Genomic DNA, 14,130 nt, shown 5'->3' with positions numbered 1-14,130 from the left:
CTCGAATTACTGGTCCGGACTGTCGATGGTCAGCTGCTGCAGCGCAGTGGTGGTGCTGGCCAGGGGTTGGCTGCGGCCGATCCATTCGCCTGTGGTCGGTTGACCGGCCCGGGATATGCGCGCAACCAGTTGGACTTCGGGGAAGTTGGACAGTTTCAACTGCGGCATCATCGCGTCGGCATCGCCCAGTTCGACGGTGACGGGCAAGTCGGCGACGGTCACGCGCTTGGCCGCCAAAGGCGCCGGCGGGCCAGAGACCGCGCGGGCGAAGATGAAAACGCTGTCGCCCGGCAGGGATTTGGCCTTCACGTCGGCGGACAGATCCACGCGAACTTTCAGCGTCGCCTTAGGCGCTTGGGCGACGGTGCCACCGCTCTCTTTCAGCTTCTCTGCCGCGCGGTCAATCCCGCCTTGCAGGGCGACACGGGAATTATCTTCCGGGGGCAGTTGGGCCAGCAGGCGGCTCCAGTAGTCGATCGCTTCCTGATAGCGCTGGCCTTCAAACGCGGCAATACCGAGCAGGCCGAGGCTGGTGACTTCCTTGGGGTCCAGCTTCAGGGCTTCGTCGGTCAGGGCCTGGATTTTGGGCGACCACTGTTTGTTGTCGGCGAAGTACTGGGCCTGGGCCCATTGCCCCAACAGCTCAGGCTGGCGCCCGGCCAGGGCCACGGTGCGCTCGAAGACTTTGGCGGCATCGGCCGAACGGTCTTGTGCCATGTAGGCACGCCCGAGGAAGTACAGGCCTTCGGCAGAGTCCGGTTGCGCGGCGGCAGCACGTTCCAGGCGGCGGGTCATGTCTTGCATGGACACCGGCGGCTGGGAGAATTCGCGAGTCAGTTCGACCTTGTCGCTGGCGCCATAATGCAGGTAAAGCACAACGCCCAGCACCGGCACCAGGAACGCCGCCAACAATGGCAAGGGTTTGCCCAGGCGCGACTCGCGGGGTTTTTCCACGCCTTCGGTGTCGGCCAGCAGCTCGCGGGCAGCTTCGGCGCGGCCGGTGTCGAGTTGCGCGGCGTTGAGTACGCCTTCGTCCTGCTGCACTTGCAGCTCGGCCACGCGTTCTTGGTAGAGCGCCACGTTCAGCGCCGTGCGGTCCTCTTCACGCTGGGCACGGCGGCCGCGCAACACAGGGATCAATAGGAAACTCAGGGCAATCAGAAGCAGCAACCCGGCTGCGAGCCAGAAATCAATCATCAGTCTTGGTGTCCAGCAATTGGTCGAGGCGTTTACGCTCTTCGGGGGATAGCGCGTCGGAGCCATCGGTAGGCGCGGCGCGGCGACGGCGGACAATCACGGCCATGACGACCACCCCGGTCAGCAGCAGCCCGGCGGGGCCGAACCAGAGCAGCGCGGTCTTGCCGGTGAGGGCCGGTTTGTAGCGCACGAAATCACCGTAGCGGTCGACCATGAAGTCGATGATCTGCTGGTTGTCCTTGCCCTCCCCCAGCATGCGGAAGATCTCTTTGCGCAGGTCGGCGGCGATCGGCGCGTTGGAATCGGCAATGTCCTGGTTCTGGCACTTGGGGCAGCGCAGTTCCTTGGTCAATTCGCGGAAACGTTCGCGGTCAGCGTCCTTGGCAAATTCGTACGTGTCGATGGCGGCATGGGCCACACCGGCCAAGCCCAGCGCCAGTACGGCAGCGGCTAACAGACGCTTCATGGCTTGGCCTCGTCGACCAGTGCCTGGTACTTGGCGGCCAGTTGCTCACGCCACACCACCTCGTCGATCACGCCGACGTATTTGTCGCGAATCACACCCTTGGCGTCGATAAAGAAGGTTTCCGGGGCACCGTAGACGCCGAGGTTCAAACCGAGGTTGCCGTCTTCATCGCGGATATCCAACTGGTATGGGTTGTGGAACTCGGCCAGCCATTTCAAGGCCGCCGCGTTGTCGTCCTTGTAGTTGATGCCGTAGATCACCACCCCCTTCTCGGCAAGCTTGTTCAGCACCGGGTGTTCGACGCGGCAGGAGATGCACCAGGTGCCCCACACGTTGACCAGCGCCGGTTTGCCCAGCAGGTCGGCCTGGGTCAGGGTTTTATCGCCCTGTACCGTCGGCAGGTTGAAGGCAGGGAACGGCTTGCCGATCATGGCCGAGGGCAACTCGGCCGGGTTCAGGTACAACCCGCGATACAGGAACACCGCCATCAGCAGGAACACCGCCAGCGGCACGACCATCAACCAACGCTTCATACCGCCGCTCCTTGCAGACCGAGGGCTTCACGCACCCGGCTCTTGACCTTGACCCGATAGCGCCGGTCCAGCGCCGCGAGCAAACCACCGACCGCCGTGATCAACCCACCGAACCAGATCCAGCGCACGAACGGTTTGACATGCACGCGCACCGCCCAGGCGCCATCACCCAGTGGCTCACCCAGGGCGACGTAGAGGTCACGGGTGAAACCGGCGTCGATCCCGGCTTCGGTCATCATCGAGCTCTGCACGGTATACAAGCGTTTTTCCGGGTGCAGCACGGCCACTTCCTTACCGTTGCGCACGACGCGGATGGTGCCTTTGTCGGAGGTGAAGTTCGGCCCTTCGAAGTGCTTGGCGCCTTCGAAGATGAAGTGATAACCGGCCAGGTCCATGGACTCGCCCGGTGCCAGGCGCAGGTCGCGCTCGGCGCTGTTCTGGCTGGAGAGCACGACGCCCAGGGCGCACACGGCGATGCCGATGTGGGCGATCTGCATGCCCCAGTAGCTGCGGGTCAGGGTCGGCAGGCCATTGATCAGGCCCTTGTGCCGGGTCTTGTCGACAATATCGCGCACACCGGCCAGCAACACCCAGGCGGCGAGCAGGAAGGTGGCCAGTACTGCCCAGTTGAAATCGCCATAGGCGATTCCGGCGATCACCGCCAAGGCGACGCTGCCCAGCAGCACTGGCATCAGCATGCCCGCCAGCCATTTGACCGGGGTGTCTTTCCAGCGCACCAGCACGCCGACCGCCATCACCACCATCAACAGGCCCATCAACGGGATAAACAACGCGTTGAAGTACGGCGGCCCGACGGACAGCTTGGCGCCGCTCAGCGCATCCAGCACCAGCGGGTACAGGGTGCCGAGCAGGATCATCGAGGCGGCCACCACCAGCACCAGGTTATTGCCCAGCAACAGGGTTTCCCGCGACCACAGGTTAAAGCCCACCTGGCTCTTGACCACGGGCGCGCGCAGGGCGAACAGGGTCAGTGAGCCCCCCACCACACACAGCAGGAAGATCAGGATAAACACGCCGCGCGCAGGATCAGACGCGAACGCATGCACCGAAGTCAGTACGCCCGAACGCACAAGGAAGGTGCCGAGCAGGCTGAGGGAAAATGCCGCGATGGCCAGCAACACGGTCCAGCTCTTAAACACGCCACGCTTTTCGGTAACGGCCAGGGAGTGAATCAGCGCGGTGCCCACCAGCCACGGCATGAACGAGGCGTTTTCCACCGGGTCCCAGAACCACCAGCCGCCCCAGCCGAGCTCGTAGTAGGCCCACCAGGAGCCGAGGGTGATGCCAATGCCGAGGAAGGCCCAGGCCACGATGGTCCAGGGCCGCGACCAGCGCGCCCAGGCCGCATCCAGGCGCCCGCCGAGCAAGGCGGCAATGGCGAAGGCAAAAGCCACCGAGAAACCCACGTACCCCATGTAGAGCATCGGTGGATGCACGATCAGGCCGATGTCCTGCAACAACGGGTTGAGGTCATGCCCGTCCGCCGGGATCTGCGGCAGGATGCGGGTAAACGGGTTGGAGGTCATGATCAGGAACAGCAGGAAGCCGATGCTGATCATGCCCATCACCGCCAGCACCCGCGCCAGCATCACTTGTGGCAATTGCCGCGAGAAGATCGACACGGCGAACGTCCAGCCGCCGAGAATCAAGGCCCACAGCAGCAACGACCCTTCGTGGGCGCCCCACACGGCGCTGAACTTGTAGTACCAGGGCAAGGCGCTGTTGGAGTTATTGGCCACGTAGGCGACAGAAAAGTCGTCGGTCATAAAGGCGTAGGTCAGGCAGCCGAACGCGAAGACCAGGAATGCACATTGGCCCCAGGCGGCCGGCTGCGCCAGGCTCATCCACAGGCGATCGCCGCGCCAGGCGCCGAGCAACGGCACCACGGCCTGCACGATGGCAAAGCACAGGGCGAGAATCATCGCCAACTGGCCCAACTCTGGAATAAACAGTGCGGACGTCATCACTTAGCCCTCCTTGACGGGTGCTGGAGCGGGTTGGCCGCTGTCTTTCAACGCCTTGGTGACCTCGGGCGGCATGTACTTCTCGTCGTGCTTGGCCAGCACTTCATCCGCCACCACCACGCCGTCGGCGTTGAGCTTGCCCAGGGCGACAATGCCCTGGCCTTCGCGGAACAGGTCCGGGAGGATGCCGCGATAGGTGATGGTCACGGCCTTGTTGAAGTCGGTGACCACGAAGGTGACGTCAAGGGAATCACCGGAGCGTTTGAGCGAGCCCTTCTCCACCATGCCGCCGGCGCGGATGCGCGTGTCCTGCGGGGCTTCGCCATTGGCGATCTGGGTCGGGGTGTAGAACAGGTTGATGTTCTGTTGCAGGGCACTCAAGGCCAGGCCGACGGCAATGCCGACGCCCACCAGGATGGCAAGGATGATCAACAGACGCTTTCTACGCAGCGGATTCACTTTTCGGTCTCCCGGCGCAGACGACGCGCCTCTTGTTGCAGGTAACGCTTGCGAGCCAGGATCGGCGCGGCGACGTTGAGGGCCAGCACCGCCAGGCAGATGCCATAGGCCGTCCAGACATACAGGCCATGGTGGCCCATGGCGAGAAAATCACTGAAAGAAGCAAAACTCATCCACGCGCTCCCAGGCTGGCTTGCACTTCGGCCTTGACCCACGTGGTGCGGGCTTCACGCTTGAGCACTTCGAGGCGCATGCGCATCAGCAGCACCGCGCCGAAGAAACAGTAGAACCCCAGCACCATCAGCAGCAGCGGTGCCCACATTTCCACGGGCATGGCCGGCTTTTCGGTGAGGGTGAAGGTGGCGCCCTGGTGCAGGGTGTTCCACCACTCCACCGAGTATTTGATGATCGGGATATTGATCACGCCGACAATCGCCAGCACCGCGCAGGCCTTGGCGGCGCTGTCACGATTGCTGATCGCGTTGCCCAGGGCAATCAGACCGAAGTACAGGAACAGCAGGATCAACATGGACGTTAGTCGTGCATCCCACACCCACCACGAACCCCAGGTGGGTTTGCCCCAGATCGCGCCCGTGACCAGCGCCACGGCGGTCATCCACGCGCCGATGGGCGCGGCGCATTGCAGGGCGACGTCCGCCAGCTTCATCTTCCACACCAGGCCGACGATGCCGCACACCGCCAGCATCACGTAGCAGGACTGGGCCAGCATCGCGGTGGGCACATGGATATAGATGATGCGAAAGCTGTTGCCTTGCTGGTAGTCCGGCGGCGCGAAGGCCAGGCCCCAGACCAGGCCGATGCCGATCAGCAAAATGGCGGCGACGCTCAACCACGGCAGCAGCTTGCCGCTGATGCCGTAAAACCACTTAGGCGAGCCGAGCTTGTGAAACCAGGTCCAGTTCATTGCTGTTTCCATCACGGTTGCTGCCCGTCGTCACGGGAAGCTCAGGGTCTTTACTGGCTAAGGTTTAGAACGCTTGGCCAGACCTCATTATTCGCCGACGCTGATCTTCAGGCCGGCCGCTATAGCAAAGGGTGTCAGGGTTACCGCCAGGGCGGTCAGGCTACCCAGCCACAGCAGGTAACCGGTCGCCGGCATGCCCATGAGCGCGGCTTGCAAAGCGCCGCTGCCCAGGATCAACACCGGGATATACAACGGCAGAATCAACAGCGCCAGCAACAGGCCTCCGCGCTTCAAACCTACCGTCAGCGCCGCGCCTACCGCCCCCAACAGGCTGAGGGTCGGCGTGCCGAGCAACAAGGAAAGCAGCAACACCGGCAGGCACTCAGTGGGCAACCCTAGCATCATCGCCAGCAACGGCGAGAGCAGCACCAGCGCCAGGCCGGAAAAAGCCCAGTGTGCCAGTACCTTGGCCAGTACCAGAAGTGGCAGGGGGTGCGACGAAAGGACCCACTGTTCGAGGGAACCGTCTTCGAAATCACTGCGAAACAGCCCATCCAGCGAGAGCAGGACGGCTAAAAGCGCCGCCACCCACACCAGCCCCGGCGACAAGGTTTGCAACAGTTTAGTCTCGGGGCCGACGGCCAACGGGAACAATGCGATCACAATCGCGAAGAACACCAGCGGGTTGGCCAGTTCCGCCGGGCGGCGGCACAACAACCGCGCTTCGCGTGCGACCAGCAGGGCGAACACACTCATAGCGACCACCGGCCCAGGTCAAGGTCACGGTAGCCGGCGGGCATACGCACCAGCGTGTGGTGGGTGGTCAGCACCACCATGCCGCCCTGCTCGCAGTGACGGGCCAGGTGCTCTTCGAGCTGGGCGACGCCTTGTTTATCGAGGGCGGTGAACGGTTCGTCGAGAATCCACAACGGCGGGCCCGGCAGGTACAGGCGCGCCAGGGCCACGCGACGCTGTTGGCCAGCGGACAGGGTGTGACAGGGAACGTCTTCAAAGCCCTTGAGGCCGACTGCGGCCAGGGCCTGCCAGATGGCATCGCGGGAGGCAGGGTGATGCAGGGCGCTGAGCCAGCTGAGGTTTTCTTCGGCGCTGAGCACGTCCTTGATACCGGCGGCGTGGCCGATCCAGACCAGGTTGCGGGCCAGCTCGGTGCGCTGTTCGTTCAACGGCTTGCCATTGAGCCGGACTTCACCGGCCGTCGGCTGCATCAGCCCGGCCAACAGGCGTAACAGGCTGGTCTTGCCGCTGCCATTGGGGCCGCTGATCTGCACCATGTCACCGCCAGCCAGACGCAATTCGAGGTGTTCGAACAGCAGGCGCAGGTCGCGTTCACAGGCAAGCGCTACGGCTTCAAGAAGAGGGCTGGTCAAGAGATCGCGGGCCTTTACGGTTCAAGTCGGCGGTGCAGCGGCCGTTATAGAAAGAAGCACAATAACGGCTTTGGCGACCGATTTTAGAGAGCTGGATCAAATAGTTGTGAGGTTTTTACCGCTCTCTTTGCAGACGGGCGGCATTATACATGCGATGCCCTACGCTAAAGAGGGCAATTTCCCAGAGACGACGCGCGCGATGACCGGTGAGATCAACCTTCCTACGCTTCCTCCCGCCCCGGTGGCCGGGCAAAGCCCCGCGCCTGCCCCAGGTGCCTTGCTCAAACTGCTGGAGCCGCAAATCGGGCTGATCGACCCGGGTAAAACCGTGAACGCCGAGGTTCTCGCCCTGAAACAAGGGGGCGAGGCGTTTCAGCTGTTGCTCAAATTGACCCTGGACGGTGGCCGCCAGACCCTGGTGCAGGCCAGCAGCCCGCAGCCCTTGCCGCTGGGCACTAACGTATCGGTCAGCCAGACCCCGGCCGGCAACCTGGCCATCAGCCTGCAACAAGCCTTGAGCGCCAATGTCGCCGCACTGACCCGTATCGATACGTCCAAGCTGCCGGAAGGCACCCTGCTGCAGGCCAAGGTGCTGACCACCCAGGCCCTGCCCCAGGGCACCACGCAGCCGGCGATCTATCGGTCGCTGGTGACCGTGCTCAATAACGCCTTGGCTGGCGCGACGCTGACCGTGGAAAGCCCGCAACCCTTGCGCGTAGGCAGTTTGCTCAGCGCCGTGGTGCAGAACGCGCAAACCCTGAACTTCGTGCCGTTGAGCGGGCTCAAGGATCAATTGGCGGTCACCCAGCAACTCGCCACCCAGCAAAGTCGCCAGGGCTCGCTGGATGTGGTGTTCACTGCGCTGCAAAACCTGCCGAAAAGTGACAGCACCTCGGCCGACCTGCGCGCGGCCGCCGAGCGTTTGCTGGCCGCGTTGCCCGACCTGGCGCAGGTCAGCAACCCCAAGGTGCTGGCGCAGGTGATCCAGAACAGCGGGGCCTTTCTCGAAGCCAAATTACTCGCGGGGCAAAACCCGCAGGTACCGCCGTTGGATATGAAGGGCGCGCTGCTGCGCCTGGTCGCCGACCTGGTACCGGCCCTGCCGGCCAACACCAACTTGAGTGCCATCCTCGCTGCCAACACCCTGGCTCAGGTCTTACCGAACTTTGTGCGTAGCCCGCTGAACACCCTGGGCCAGGTCAGCGCCCGACAAATACCCGCCAGTTTCCCGCTGCCCGAACGGCTCATGGCAAAGCTGGAGGGTGAAGGCGACTTGGAAAACCTGCTGCGCCTGGCCGCCGGGGCGATCTCGCGCCTGCAGAGCCACCAGCTGTCGAGCCTGGAGCAAACCGGTACCACTGCCGATGGCCGGCTGCAAACCACCTGGCAACTGGAAATCCCCATGCGCACGTTGCAAGACATCGTGCCGTTGCAGGTCAAGTTCCAGCGTGAAGAGCCGACGCCGGACAAGGAACAGCCTGAACGTAAAGAAAAGAAGGACCCCAAGCAGATGCTCTGGCGCGTCGAATTGGCCTTCGATATGGAGCCGCTGGGGCCGTTGCAGGTCCAGGCGCAACTGACCCAAGGCAAGCTGTCCAGCCAGTTGTGGGCCTCGCGCCCCTTCACCGCCAGCCTGATCGAGAGCCACCTGGGCAGCCTGCGCGAGCGCCTGGTGTCATCGGGGCTCAACGTCGGCGATCTGGATTGCCACCTGGGCACGCCACCCAGCGGGCCAAAAACCGGGTTGGAACAACGCTGGGTGGATGAAACCGCATGAAAAACTCCAACCCGCCGCGCCAGGCAATTGCGCTCAAATACGACGGCCAGCAAGCGCCGACCCTGACCGCCAAGGGCGACGATGCCCTGGCCGAAGCGATACTCAAGTTGGCGCGGGAAAATGAAGTGCCGATCTATGAAAACGCAGAGCTGGTCAAGCTGCTCGCGCGCATGGAACTGGGGGACAGTATCCCGGAGGAGTTGTACCGCACGATCGCCGAGATCATTGCGTTTGCCTGGACGTTGAAGGGCAAGTTTCCGGTGGGGTACGACCCGGATGCCGGGCCCGTGGAGCGGGATGTGACCGAGCGTGGCGACGATTACTGAATGTACGCATCTTTGTGGCCAGCGGACTTGTTGTGGCCAGTGGACTTGTTGTGACGAGCGGGTTTGTTGTGGCGAGCGGGCTTGCCCCGCGTTGGGGCGCGAAGCGGCCCCATTACAGGCGATGTGTTTTTAACTGACACACCGCGGTGCCTGGTTTTAGGGCTGCTGCGCAGCCCAACGCGGGGCAAGCCCGCTCGCCACAACAAGTCTGCTCACCACAACAAGCCCGTTCACCACAGCAAGCCCGTTCACCACAGGGGGTCCATGGTTACTGCGCGACAGCGCTAAGTCGACATTCAGCTTGAGGTCAATTCAGGACTTCGCTCAGGGGGATGAAATTGACGCGATCACCCATCTCCAGCGTCGTACCCTCCAACACCTCCACCAACCCTTGCGCCCACGCCGCGCTGCGCAGCACGCCGGAGCTCTGGTTGCGATAGATGATCGCCCGGCCCTGCTCGATGCGCCCGCGCAGGTATTCGCGGCGGTTGCCCGGCTTGGGCCAGGTGAAGCCCGCAGGCACTTCGAAACGCAGCGGCTCAACTTCTGCCACACCTTGGCGGCGCAACAGGTAAGGCCGTGCCAACAGGGCAAAGGTCACCAGGGTCGATGCCGGGTTGCCCGGCAGGCCGATCACCGGTACGCCGCGGAAGTGACCAAAGGTCAGCGGCTTGCCCGGCTTGATCGCCAGCTTCCACAAGGCCAGTTCACCCTCTTCACGCAAGGCGATGCCAAGGAAGTCCGCCTCGCCCACCGACACTCCGCCGGTCGACAGAATCAGGTCGACATGGCCCATGCCGGCCAGGCGGGTACGCGTCTGCTCCAGGTCATCGGGAAGAATACCGGCATCGATCACATCGCAGCCCAGGCGTTCGAGCCAGCTGCATAGCACGCGGCGGTTGCTGTTGTAGATCTGGCCTGGGCCCAACGGCAAACCCGGCTCGATCAATTCGTCGCCGGTGGACAGCACCCCGACGCGCACACGGCGCAAGATGCTCAAGCAGTCGTGGCCCAGCGACGCCGCCAGGCCCAGTTCGATCGGGCCCAGGCGTGTGCCAGCGGACAGTACCCGTTCGCCCACCGTGGTTTCCTGGCCCTGGGGGCGAATGTTCTGGCCGACGTGCAGCGGCTGAGTAAAGCTGACGCGCTCATCGGCATGGACCTCGGCGTTTTCCTGCATCTCAACGCAGTCCGCGCCTTCGGGCACTGGCGCTCCCGTGAAGATGCGCGCACAGGTCCCCAGGGCCAAGGGCTGCGGCGCGGCCCCTGCGAAAATGCGCTGGCTCACCACCAGCGGCTCTCCCGTCCAGTCCGCCAGGCGCACGGCGTAACCGTCCATGGCGCTGTTGGGCCAGGGCGGCAGGTCGAGGGTCGAGACCATGTCTTGCGCCAATACCCGACCGTCGCACTCGGCCAGGGGCAATACTTCCTGCTCGCGGATCGGTGCCGCTTCAGCCATGTCCAGTAATTGCCGCAGTGCGTCTTCCACCGGCATCAGGGCACCGGTCTTGCCCGGCTTATCCACGGGATTCACAGGGTTCGGCCTGCTTGAGGTGCGGCACGAAGTTGCAGGGGCGGTGACGGTTGTCCAACTGCTCGGCGAGGATACCGTCCCACCCGGTGCGCACGGCGTTGGTAGAGCCGGGCAGGCAGCACACCAGGGTGCCATTGGCCAGGCCGGCCAGGGCGCGGGATTGCACGGTGGAGGTGCCGATATCGGCCACGGAGATCTGCCGGAACAGTTCACCGAAGCCGTCGACCTGTTTGTCGAGCAGGCAGCTCACGGCTTCCGGGGTGCTGTCGCGACCGGTGAAGCCAGTGCCACCGGTGATCAACACCACTTGCACCACGTCTTCTGCGATCCAGTGGGCGACCTGGGCGCGGATCTTGTAGAGGTCGTCCTTGAGCAGCACGCGTTCGGCAAGGTGGTGGCCGGCGGCGATCAGGCGGTCGACGAACACCTGGCCCGACGTGTCGGTGTCCAGGGTGCGGGTGTCGCTGACGGTCAGTACAGCGATATTCAGGGGTACGAAGGGCGCATCTGCCTTGGCTTTCATGGCACGGTCCGGTTGTCGAAGGAACAGCCCGATGTTATATCACAGGCCCCCATTTACCTGCCGCTGCGGAACCCACATGCCCGATGATTCTTCGCCCCTGCCCTGTTCGATTCTGCTGCTGGCCGGTGGCCGCGGCCAACGCATGGGCGGCCAGGACAAAGGTCTGCTCCAATGGCACGGCGCGCCGTTGATCGCGCACTTGCAGCGCCTGGTCCGGCCGCTGACCGACGACCTGATCATCTCGTGCAATCGCAACCAGGACCGGTATGCGCCCTACGCCGACCAACTGGTGAATGACGACAGCCCGGACTTTCCCGGGCCGCTGGCGGGTGTCCGCGCGGGATTAGCCGCCGCACGCCATGAACATTTGCTGGTTTTGCCGTGCGATGTCCCGCACCTCGATGCCCAACTGCTCGCCGACCTGCGTAGGATTGCACAACAGCATCCACAGCTGCCGGTGATGGTGCGTCACGGTGAGTTCTGGGAACCCTTGATCTGCATCATCCCGACCAGCCTGCAAACCGAGGTAGAACGGGGTTGGCAAGCCGGTGAGCGCAGTCCGCGCAAGCTCTTCCTGCAACTGGGTGGCGTGGGGCTGGGCTGCCCGCCCGATGACCCGCGCCTGGCCAACCTGAACACACCCGCGCTGTTACACACGCAGCCTGGCGTGTCAGAATGAACCTCGCACAAGGAACTTTGTCGACGCCTTACACGTCACAGAGTCAGCACTCAAAAAGAATTCTCTCGGAGACACACTCATGACTCAACGGACCATCGCCGCTCTCATGCTTGCACTGGGCCTCGCTACCCTTGCAGGTTGCGCCTCGCCAACAGTGATCACCCTGAATGACGGTCGCGAAATCCAGGCCGTCGACACCCCGAAATACAATGAAGATACGGGTTTCTACGAATTCGAGCAGCTTGACGGCAAGCGCACCCGCATCAACAAAGACCAGGTTCGCACCGTTAAAGACCTGTAAGCCCAGCGCTTGCACCCAAGGCCCGCCGCGTGCGGGCCTTGTCGTTTCCGGGGGTTACCAGTGGAGGGTGATCTGGCTGCGGAAACTGCGCGCCTCACCGCTGACCGGGTCGATAAAACGCACCCCCTGGGCCAGCAGTTTCAAGGGGTTGGCGTAGTCGTCCACGGCATCCTTGATCACCTCTGGGTAGAACGGGTCGTTGCAGATACTCGCCCCCAGCGCTGTCATGTGCACGCGCAGCTGATGCTTCTTACCGGTCACAGGGAAGAGGCCGTAACGCCATAAGTCGCCGTGTTTTTCACGCACTTCAACCGCCGTTTCGGTGTTGCTGGCACCCTCGCCTTCCTGCATGCGGAAGAACGGTTCGCCATCGACCAGGCGGCTTTTATGCACGAGGGGGAAGGTCAGGTTCGGCAAGGCCGGGGCGATGGCTTCGTAGAATTTATCGATCCGGCGCGTGGGGAACAGTTGCTGGTAGGCCGAACGGCTGTGGGGATTGGCCGAGAACAGCACCAGCCCCGCCGTATGCCGGTCGATGCGATGCAGGGGCACCAACGACGGGTTATCCAGACGGCGAATCAGGCGACGCAACAGGGTTTGCTCGACATATTCACCGGCCGGGGTCACGGGCAGGAAATGCGGCTTGTCGGCCACCACCAAGTGCTCGTCGGCATACAGGATGGTTTCCTGCACCGGGATCACTTTTTCGTTGGGCACTTCACGGAAGTAATAGATGCACAGGCCTTCCTTGTAGGCCAGGTCCAGCGGAATCGGGCGGCCGTTGATATCCAGCACCCGACCCCGCGCAATGCGGTCCAGCCAATGTTCACGACTGATCGCCGGGAAATGCCCGCACAGGCACTCCAGGACCGTCGCCCAAGAGCCGGGAGGCAAATACAAAGTGCTGGCTTGGTGCTGGGACGCGGAAAAACCGGAAGTGGACATGCCGATGCTCGAAACCTGGAAAAACAGGCCGGCATTATCCCGCATGGAGCGGGATCAAGCCTAGGGCGGATCTCAGGCCTTGGCCAATTCCGCGCGCAGGATCGGCGAGGCACTGGCCGCCTCGGTGAACTCCTTGAGCCAGCGCAGCACGTCCACCGCCTCCCAGCGGCCGGGGTCGTACAACGCGTAGAGCAAGCCCTGGTAACCCACCACATCCAGCTGCTTGTGGTAACCGGCGCGCTGGAACAACGCCTCGATCTCCGCAAAGCAGGTATTGAAATGCACTTTGTTAAACGGCGTCTTGCCTTCCGTGACCAGGCCGTCGAGGCGCAGCTCGTTCACCGCGTCGCGCACGACATCGGCGGACATGCGATTGACGCTGCTTTTCAGTTGTTCAACATTCACCACGGGCGTTCCCTCTATTCAATCGCTGTACAAACATACAGTAACGTAATATTCGGAAACTCGCCATCGCATAAACGTCAGCGCAGGAAGGCGACAACCTGCTCAGTGTCGAAAGGCCAATCCAGTTCAGCTCCGGTATCTACCCGTCGAAGCACCGGAATCCTTAGGCCGTAGGCGTCGGTCAGGTCTTCGGGGTCGGTGATATCAACCAACTCGACCAGCAACCCGTGTTCGACGAGCGGAATGATTTCGGCCTCGGCAATTTCACAAAGATGGCAACCCAGGGTGCCGAACAGCTGGCATTCAGGAAGCATGACGAATGGACCTGATCAGTAAGTAGACGAGCATTCTAAGCCTGACGAAAACCTGTGGCGAGGCAGCCCTTTGTGGCAGGCTTACTGCGTTGAGCAAACTGCCTGTGGCGAGCGGGCTTGCCCCGCGTTGGGCTGCGCAGCAGCCCCAAAACCAAACACCGTATTTCTGCCTGAGGGAACGTGGGGGTTCTATTGGGGCCGCTTCGCGCCCCAACGCGGGGCAAGCCCGCTCGCCACAACAAGCCCGTTCGCCACAAACATCACAATAGGCGCGCTTGCCACGGCAGCTCATCAATCACAATAAGCCCGCCGACCACAATAAAACCCTGACCCAGATCACCATGGCCTATAACTGACTCAGCCACTCTCACGG

The 14,130-nt window shown here is 62.9% G+C and carries 18 protein-coding genes; 4 read left to right on the top strand and 14 right to left on the bottom strand.

What is annotated here, in order from left to right:
• Positions 1–6: 6 nt before the first annotated feature.
• The 9 genes from ccmI to ccmA form a co-directional block, all read right to left on the bottom strand.
• Positions 7–1,197 carry a c-type cytochrome biogenesis protein CcmI gene (gene ccmI, locus P2T68_RS10200; protein WP_150293170.1) on the bottom strand — a complete coding sequence of 397 codons (1,191 nt, stop codon included), beginning with the start codon at positions 1,195–1,197 and terminating at the stop codon, positions 7–9.
• A complete protein-coding gene (locus tag P2T68_RS10195) occupies positions 1,190–1,663 on the bottom strand; it encodes a cytochrome c-type biogenesis protein (RefSeq protein WP_024074268.1) in 474 nt (157 codons plus the stop codon). Before P2T68_RS10195 ends, ccmI begins: the two co-directional genes overlap by 8 nt.
• The gene (locus P2T68_RS10190) at positions 1,660–2,196 is read right to left on the bottom strand and encodes a DsbE family thiol:disulfide interchange protein (RefSeq protein WP_102625558.1); all 537 of its coding nucleotides are present in this window, start codon (positions 2,194–2,196) and stop codon (positions 1,660–1,662) included. Before P2T68_RS10190 ends, P2T68_RS10195 begins: the two co-directional genes overlap by 4 nt.
• On the bottom strand, positions 2,193–4,181 hold the full coding sequence (locus P2T68_RS10185) for a heme lyase CcmF/NrfE family subunit (RefSeq protein WP_024074266.1): 1,989 nt from the start codon (positions 4,179–4,181) through the stop codon (positions 2,193–2,195). Before P2T68_RS10185 ends, P2T68_RS10190 begins: the two co-directional genes overlap by 4 nt.
• Positions 4,182–4,184: 3 nt before the next feature.
• Positions 4,185–4,640 carry a cytochrome c maturation protein CcmE gene (gene ccmE, locus P2T68_RS10180; RefSeq protein ID WP_024074265.1) on the bottom strand — a complete coding sequence of 152 codons (456 nt, stop codon included), beginning with the start codon at positions 4,638–4,640 and terminating at the stop codon, positions 4,185–4,187.
• Positions 4,637–4,813, bottom strand: a complete 177-nt coding sequence (gene ccmD / locus P2T68_RS10175; protein ID WP_003172771.1) for a heme exporter protein CcmD — start codon at positions 4,811–4,813, stop codon at positions 4,637–4,639. Before ccmD ends, ccmE begins: the two co-directional genes overlap by 4 nt.
• Positions 4,810–5,565, bottom strand: a complete 756-nt coding sequence (locus P2T68_RS10170) for a heme ABC transporter permease (RefSeq protein ID WP_024074264.1) — start codon at positions 5,563–5,565, stop codon at positions 4,810–4,812. The genes ccmD and P2T68_RS10170 overlap by 4 nt, the downstream gene beginning before the upstream one ends.
• An 87-nt stretch (positions 5,566–5,652) precedes the next feature.
• Entirely contained in the window at positions 5,653–6,321 is a 669-nt protein-coding gene (ccmB, locus tag P2T68_RS10165; protein WP_277379324.1) for a heme exporter protein CcmB, read from the bottom strand.
• On the bottom strand, positions 6,318–6,953 hold the full coding sequence (ccmA, locus tag P2T68_RS10160) for a cytochrome c biogenesis heme-transporting ATPase CcmA (protein WP_024074262.1): 636 nt from the start codon (positions 6,951–6,953) through the stop codon (positions 6,318–6,320). The genes ccmB and ccmA overlap by 4 nt, the downstream gene beginning before the upstream one ends.
• A 199-nt stretch (positions 6,954–7,152) precedes the next feature.
• On the opposite strand from ccmA, the gene P2T68_RS10155 reads away from it, so the two are divergent.
• Complete coding sequence (locus tag P2T68_RS10155) at positions 7,153–8,730, top strand: flagellar hook-length control protein FliK (protein ID WP_277379323.1); 1,578 nt, start codon at positions 7,153–7,155, stop codon at positions 8,728–8,730.
• Positions 8,727–9,056 (top strand): EscU/YscU/HrcU family type III secretion system export apparatus switch protein, encoded by a 330-nt coding sequence (locus tag P2T68_RS10150; protein WP_024074260.1) that lies wholly within the window; start codon positions 8,727–8,729, stop codon positions 9,054–9,056. Before P2T68_RS10155 ends, P2T68_RS10150 begins: the two co-directional genes overlap by 4 nt.
• A gap of 307 nt (positions 9,057–9,363) precedes the next feature.
• On the opposite strand, the gene glp is transcribed toward P2T68_RS10150, so the two are convergent.
• Together glp and moaB are read right to left on the bottom strand one after the other, a co-directional pair.
• Entirely contained in the window at positions 9,364–10,590 is a 1,227-nt protein-coding gene (gene glp, locus P2T68_RS10145; RefSeq protein WP_277379322.1) for a gephyrin-like molybdotransferase Glp, read from the bottom strand.
• Positions 10,574–11,113 carry a molybdenum cofactor biosynthesis protein B gene (gene moaB / locus P2T68_RS10140; RefSeq protein ID WP_024074258.1) on the bottom strand — a complete coding sequence of 180 codons (540 nt, stop codon included), beginning with the start codon at positions 11,111–11,113 and terminating at the stop codon, positions 10,574–10,576. Before moaB ends, glp begins: the two co-directional genes overlap by 17 nt.
• Before the next feature lie 76 nt (positions 11,114–11,189).
• Here moaB and mobA point away from each other — a divergent pair, with 76 nt between their 5' ends.
• Positions 11,190–11,792 carry a molybdenum cofactor guanylyltransferase MobA gene (gene mobA / locus P2T68_RS10135; RefSeq protein WP_277379321.1) on the top strand — a complete coding sequence of 201 codons (603 nt, stop codon included), beginning with the start codon at positions 11,190–11,192 and terminating at the stop codon, positions 11,790–11,792.
• A 79-nt stretch (positions 11,793–11,871) separates the two neighbouring features.
• Entirely contained in the window at positions 11,872–12,093 is a 222-nt protein-coding gene (locus P2T68_RS10130) for a YgdI/YgdR family lipoprotein (protein ID WP_024074256.1), read from the top strand.
• Positions 12,094–12,147: 54 nt separating this feature from the next.
• Here the strand turns inward: P2T68_RS10130 and P2T68_RS10125 are convergent, their stop codons facing one another.
• From P2T68_RS10125 to P2T68_RS10115, 3 genes are all read right to left on the bottom strand, one after another.
• Complete coding sequence (locus tag P2T68_RS10125) at positions 12,148–13,038, bottom strand: pseudouridine synthase (protein WP_069077378.1); 891 nt, start codon at positions 13,036–13,038, stop codon at positions 12,148–12,150.
• Positions 13,039–13,110: 72 nt separating this feature from the next.
• Complete coding sequence (locus P2T68_RS10120; RefSeq protein ID WP_010565034.1) at positions 13,111–13,446, bottom strand: hypothetical protein; 336 nt, start codon at positions 13,444–13,446, stop codon at positions 13,111–13,113.
• Positions 13,447–13,520: 74 nt separating this feature from the next.
• Positions 13,521–13,757, bottom strand: a complete 237-nt coding sequence (locus P2T68_RS10115) for a glutaredoxin family protein (RefSeq protein ID WP_024074254.1) — start codon at positions 13,755–13,757, stop codon at positions 13,521–13,523.
• Between the last annotated feature and the right edge of the window lie 373 nt (positions 13,758–14,130).

The organism is Pseudomonas sp. G11, assembly GCF_029457515.1.
Taxonomy (GTDB): domain Bacteria; phylum Pseudomonadota; class Gammaproteobacteria; order Pseudomonadales; family Pseudomonadaceae; genus Aquipseudomonas; species Aquipseudomonas gorinensis.
The sequence above is the reverse complement of the archived record's forward strand: the minus strand, read 5'-3'. Positions and strand labels throughout refer to the sequence as shown.

Excerpts from the sequence above, each read along its gene's own strand:
- P2T68_RS10115 (WP_024074254.1), bottom strand. The coding sequence starts at position 13,757 with ATGCTTCCTGAATGCCAGCTGTTCGGCACCCTGGGTTGCCATCTTTGT.
- P2T68_RS10130 (WP_024074256.1), top strand. The coding sequence starts at position 11,872 with ATGACTCAACGGACCATCGCCGCTCTCATGCTTGCACTGGGCCTCGCT.
- moaB (WP_024074258.1), bottom strand. The coding sequence starts at position 11,113 with ATGAAAGCCAAGGCAGATGCGCCCTTCGTACCCCTGAATATCGCTGTA.
- P2T68_RS10150 (WP_024074260.1), top strand. The coding sequence starts at position 8,727 with ATGAAAAACTCCAACCCGCCGCGCCAGGCAATTGCGCTCAAATACGAC.
- P2T68_RS10125 (WP_069077378.1), bottom strand. The coding sequence starts at position 13,038 with ATGTCCACTTCCGGTTTTTCCGCGTCCCAGCACCAAGCCAGCACTTTG.
- P2T68_RS10190 (WP_102625558.1), bottom strand. The coding sequence starts at position 2,196 with ATGAAGCGTTGGTTGATGGTCGTGCCGCTGGCGGTGTTCCTGCTGATG.
- P2T68_RS10155 (WP_277379323.1), top strand. The coding sequence starts at position 7,153 with ATGACCGGTGAGATCAACCTTCCTACGCTTCCTCCCGCCCCGGTGGCC.
- ccmB (WP_277379324.1), bottom strand. The coding sequence starts at position 6,321 with ATGAGTGTGTTCGCCCTGCTGGTCGCACGCGAAGCGCGGTTGTTGTGC.
- ccmD (WP_003172771.1), bottom strand. The coding sequence starts at position 4,813 with ATGAGTTTTGCTTCTTTCAGTGATTTTCTCGCCATGGGCCACCATGGC.
- mobA (WP_277379321.1), top strand. The coding sequence starts at position 11,190 with ATGCCCGATGATTCTTCGCCCCTGCCCTGTTCGATTCTGCTGCTGGCC.
- P2T68_RS10195 (WP_024074268.1), bottom strand. The coding sequence starts at position 1,663 with ATGAAGCGTCTGTTAGCCGCTGCCGTACTGGCGCTGGGCTTGGCCGGT.
- ccmI (WP_150293170.1), bottom strand. The coding sequence starts at position 1,197 with ATGATTGATTTCTGGCTCGCAGCCGGGTTGCTGCTTCTGATTGCCCTG.
- P2T68_RS10170 (WP_024074264.1), bottom strand. The coding sequence starts at position 5,565 with ATGAACTGGACCTGGTTTCACAAGCTCGGCTCGCCTAAGTGGTTTTAC.
- P2T68_RS10185 (WP_024074266.1), bottom strand. The coding sequence starts at position 4,181 with ATGACGTCCGCACTGTTTATTCCAGAGTTGGGCCAGTTGGCGATGATT.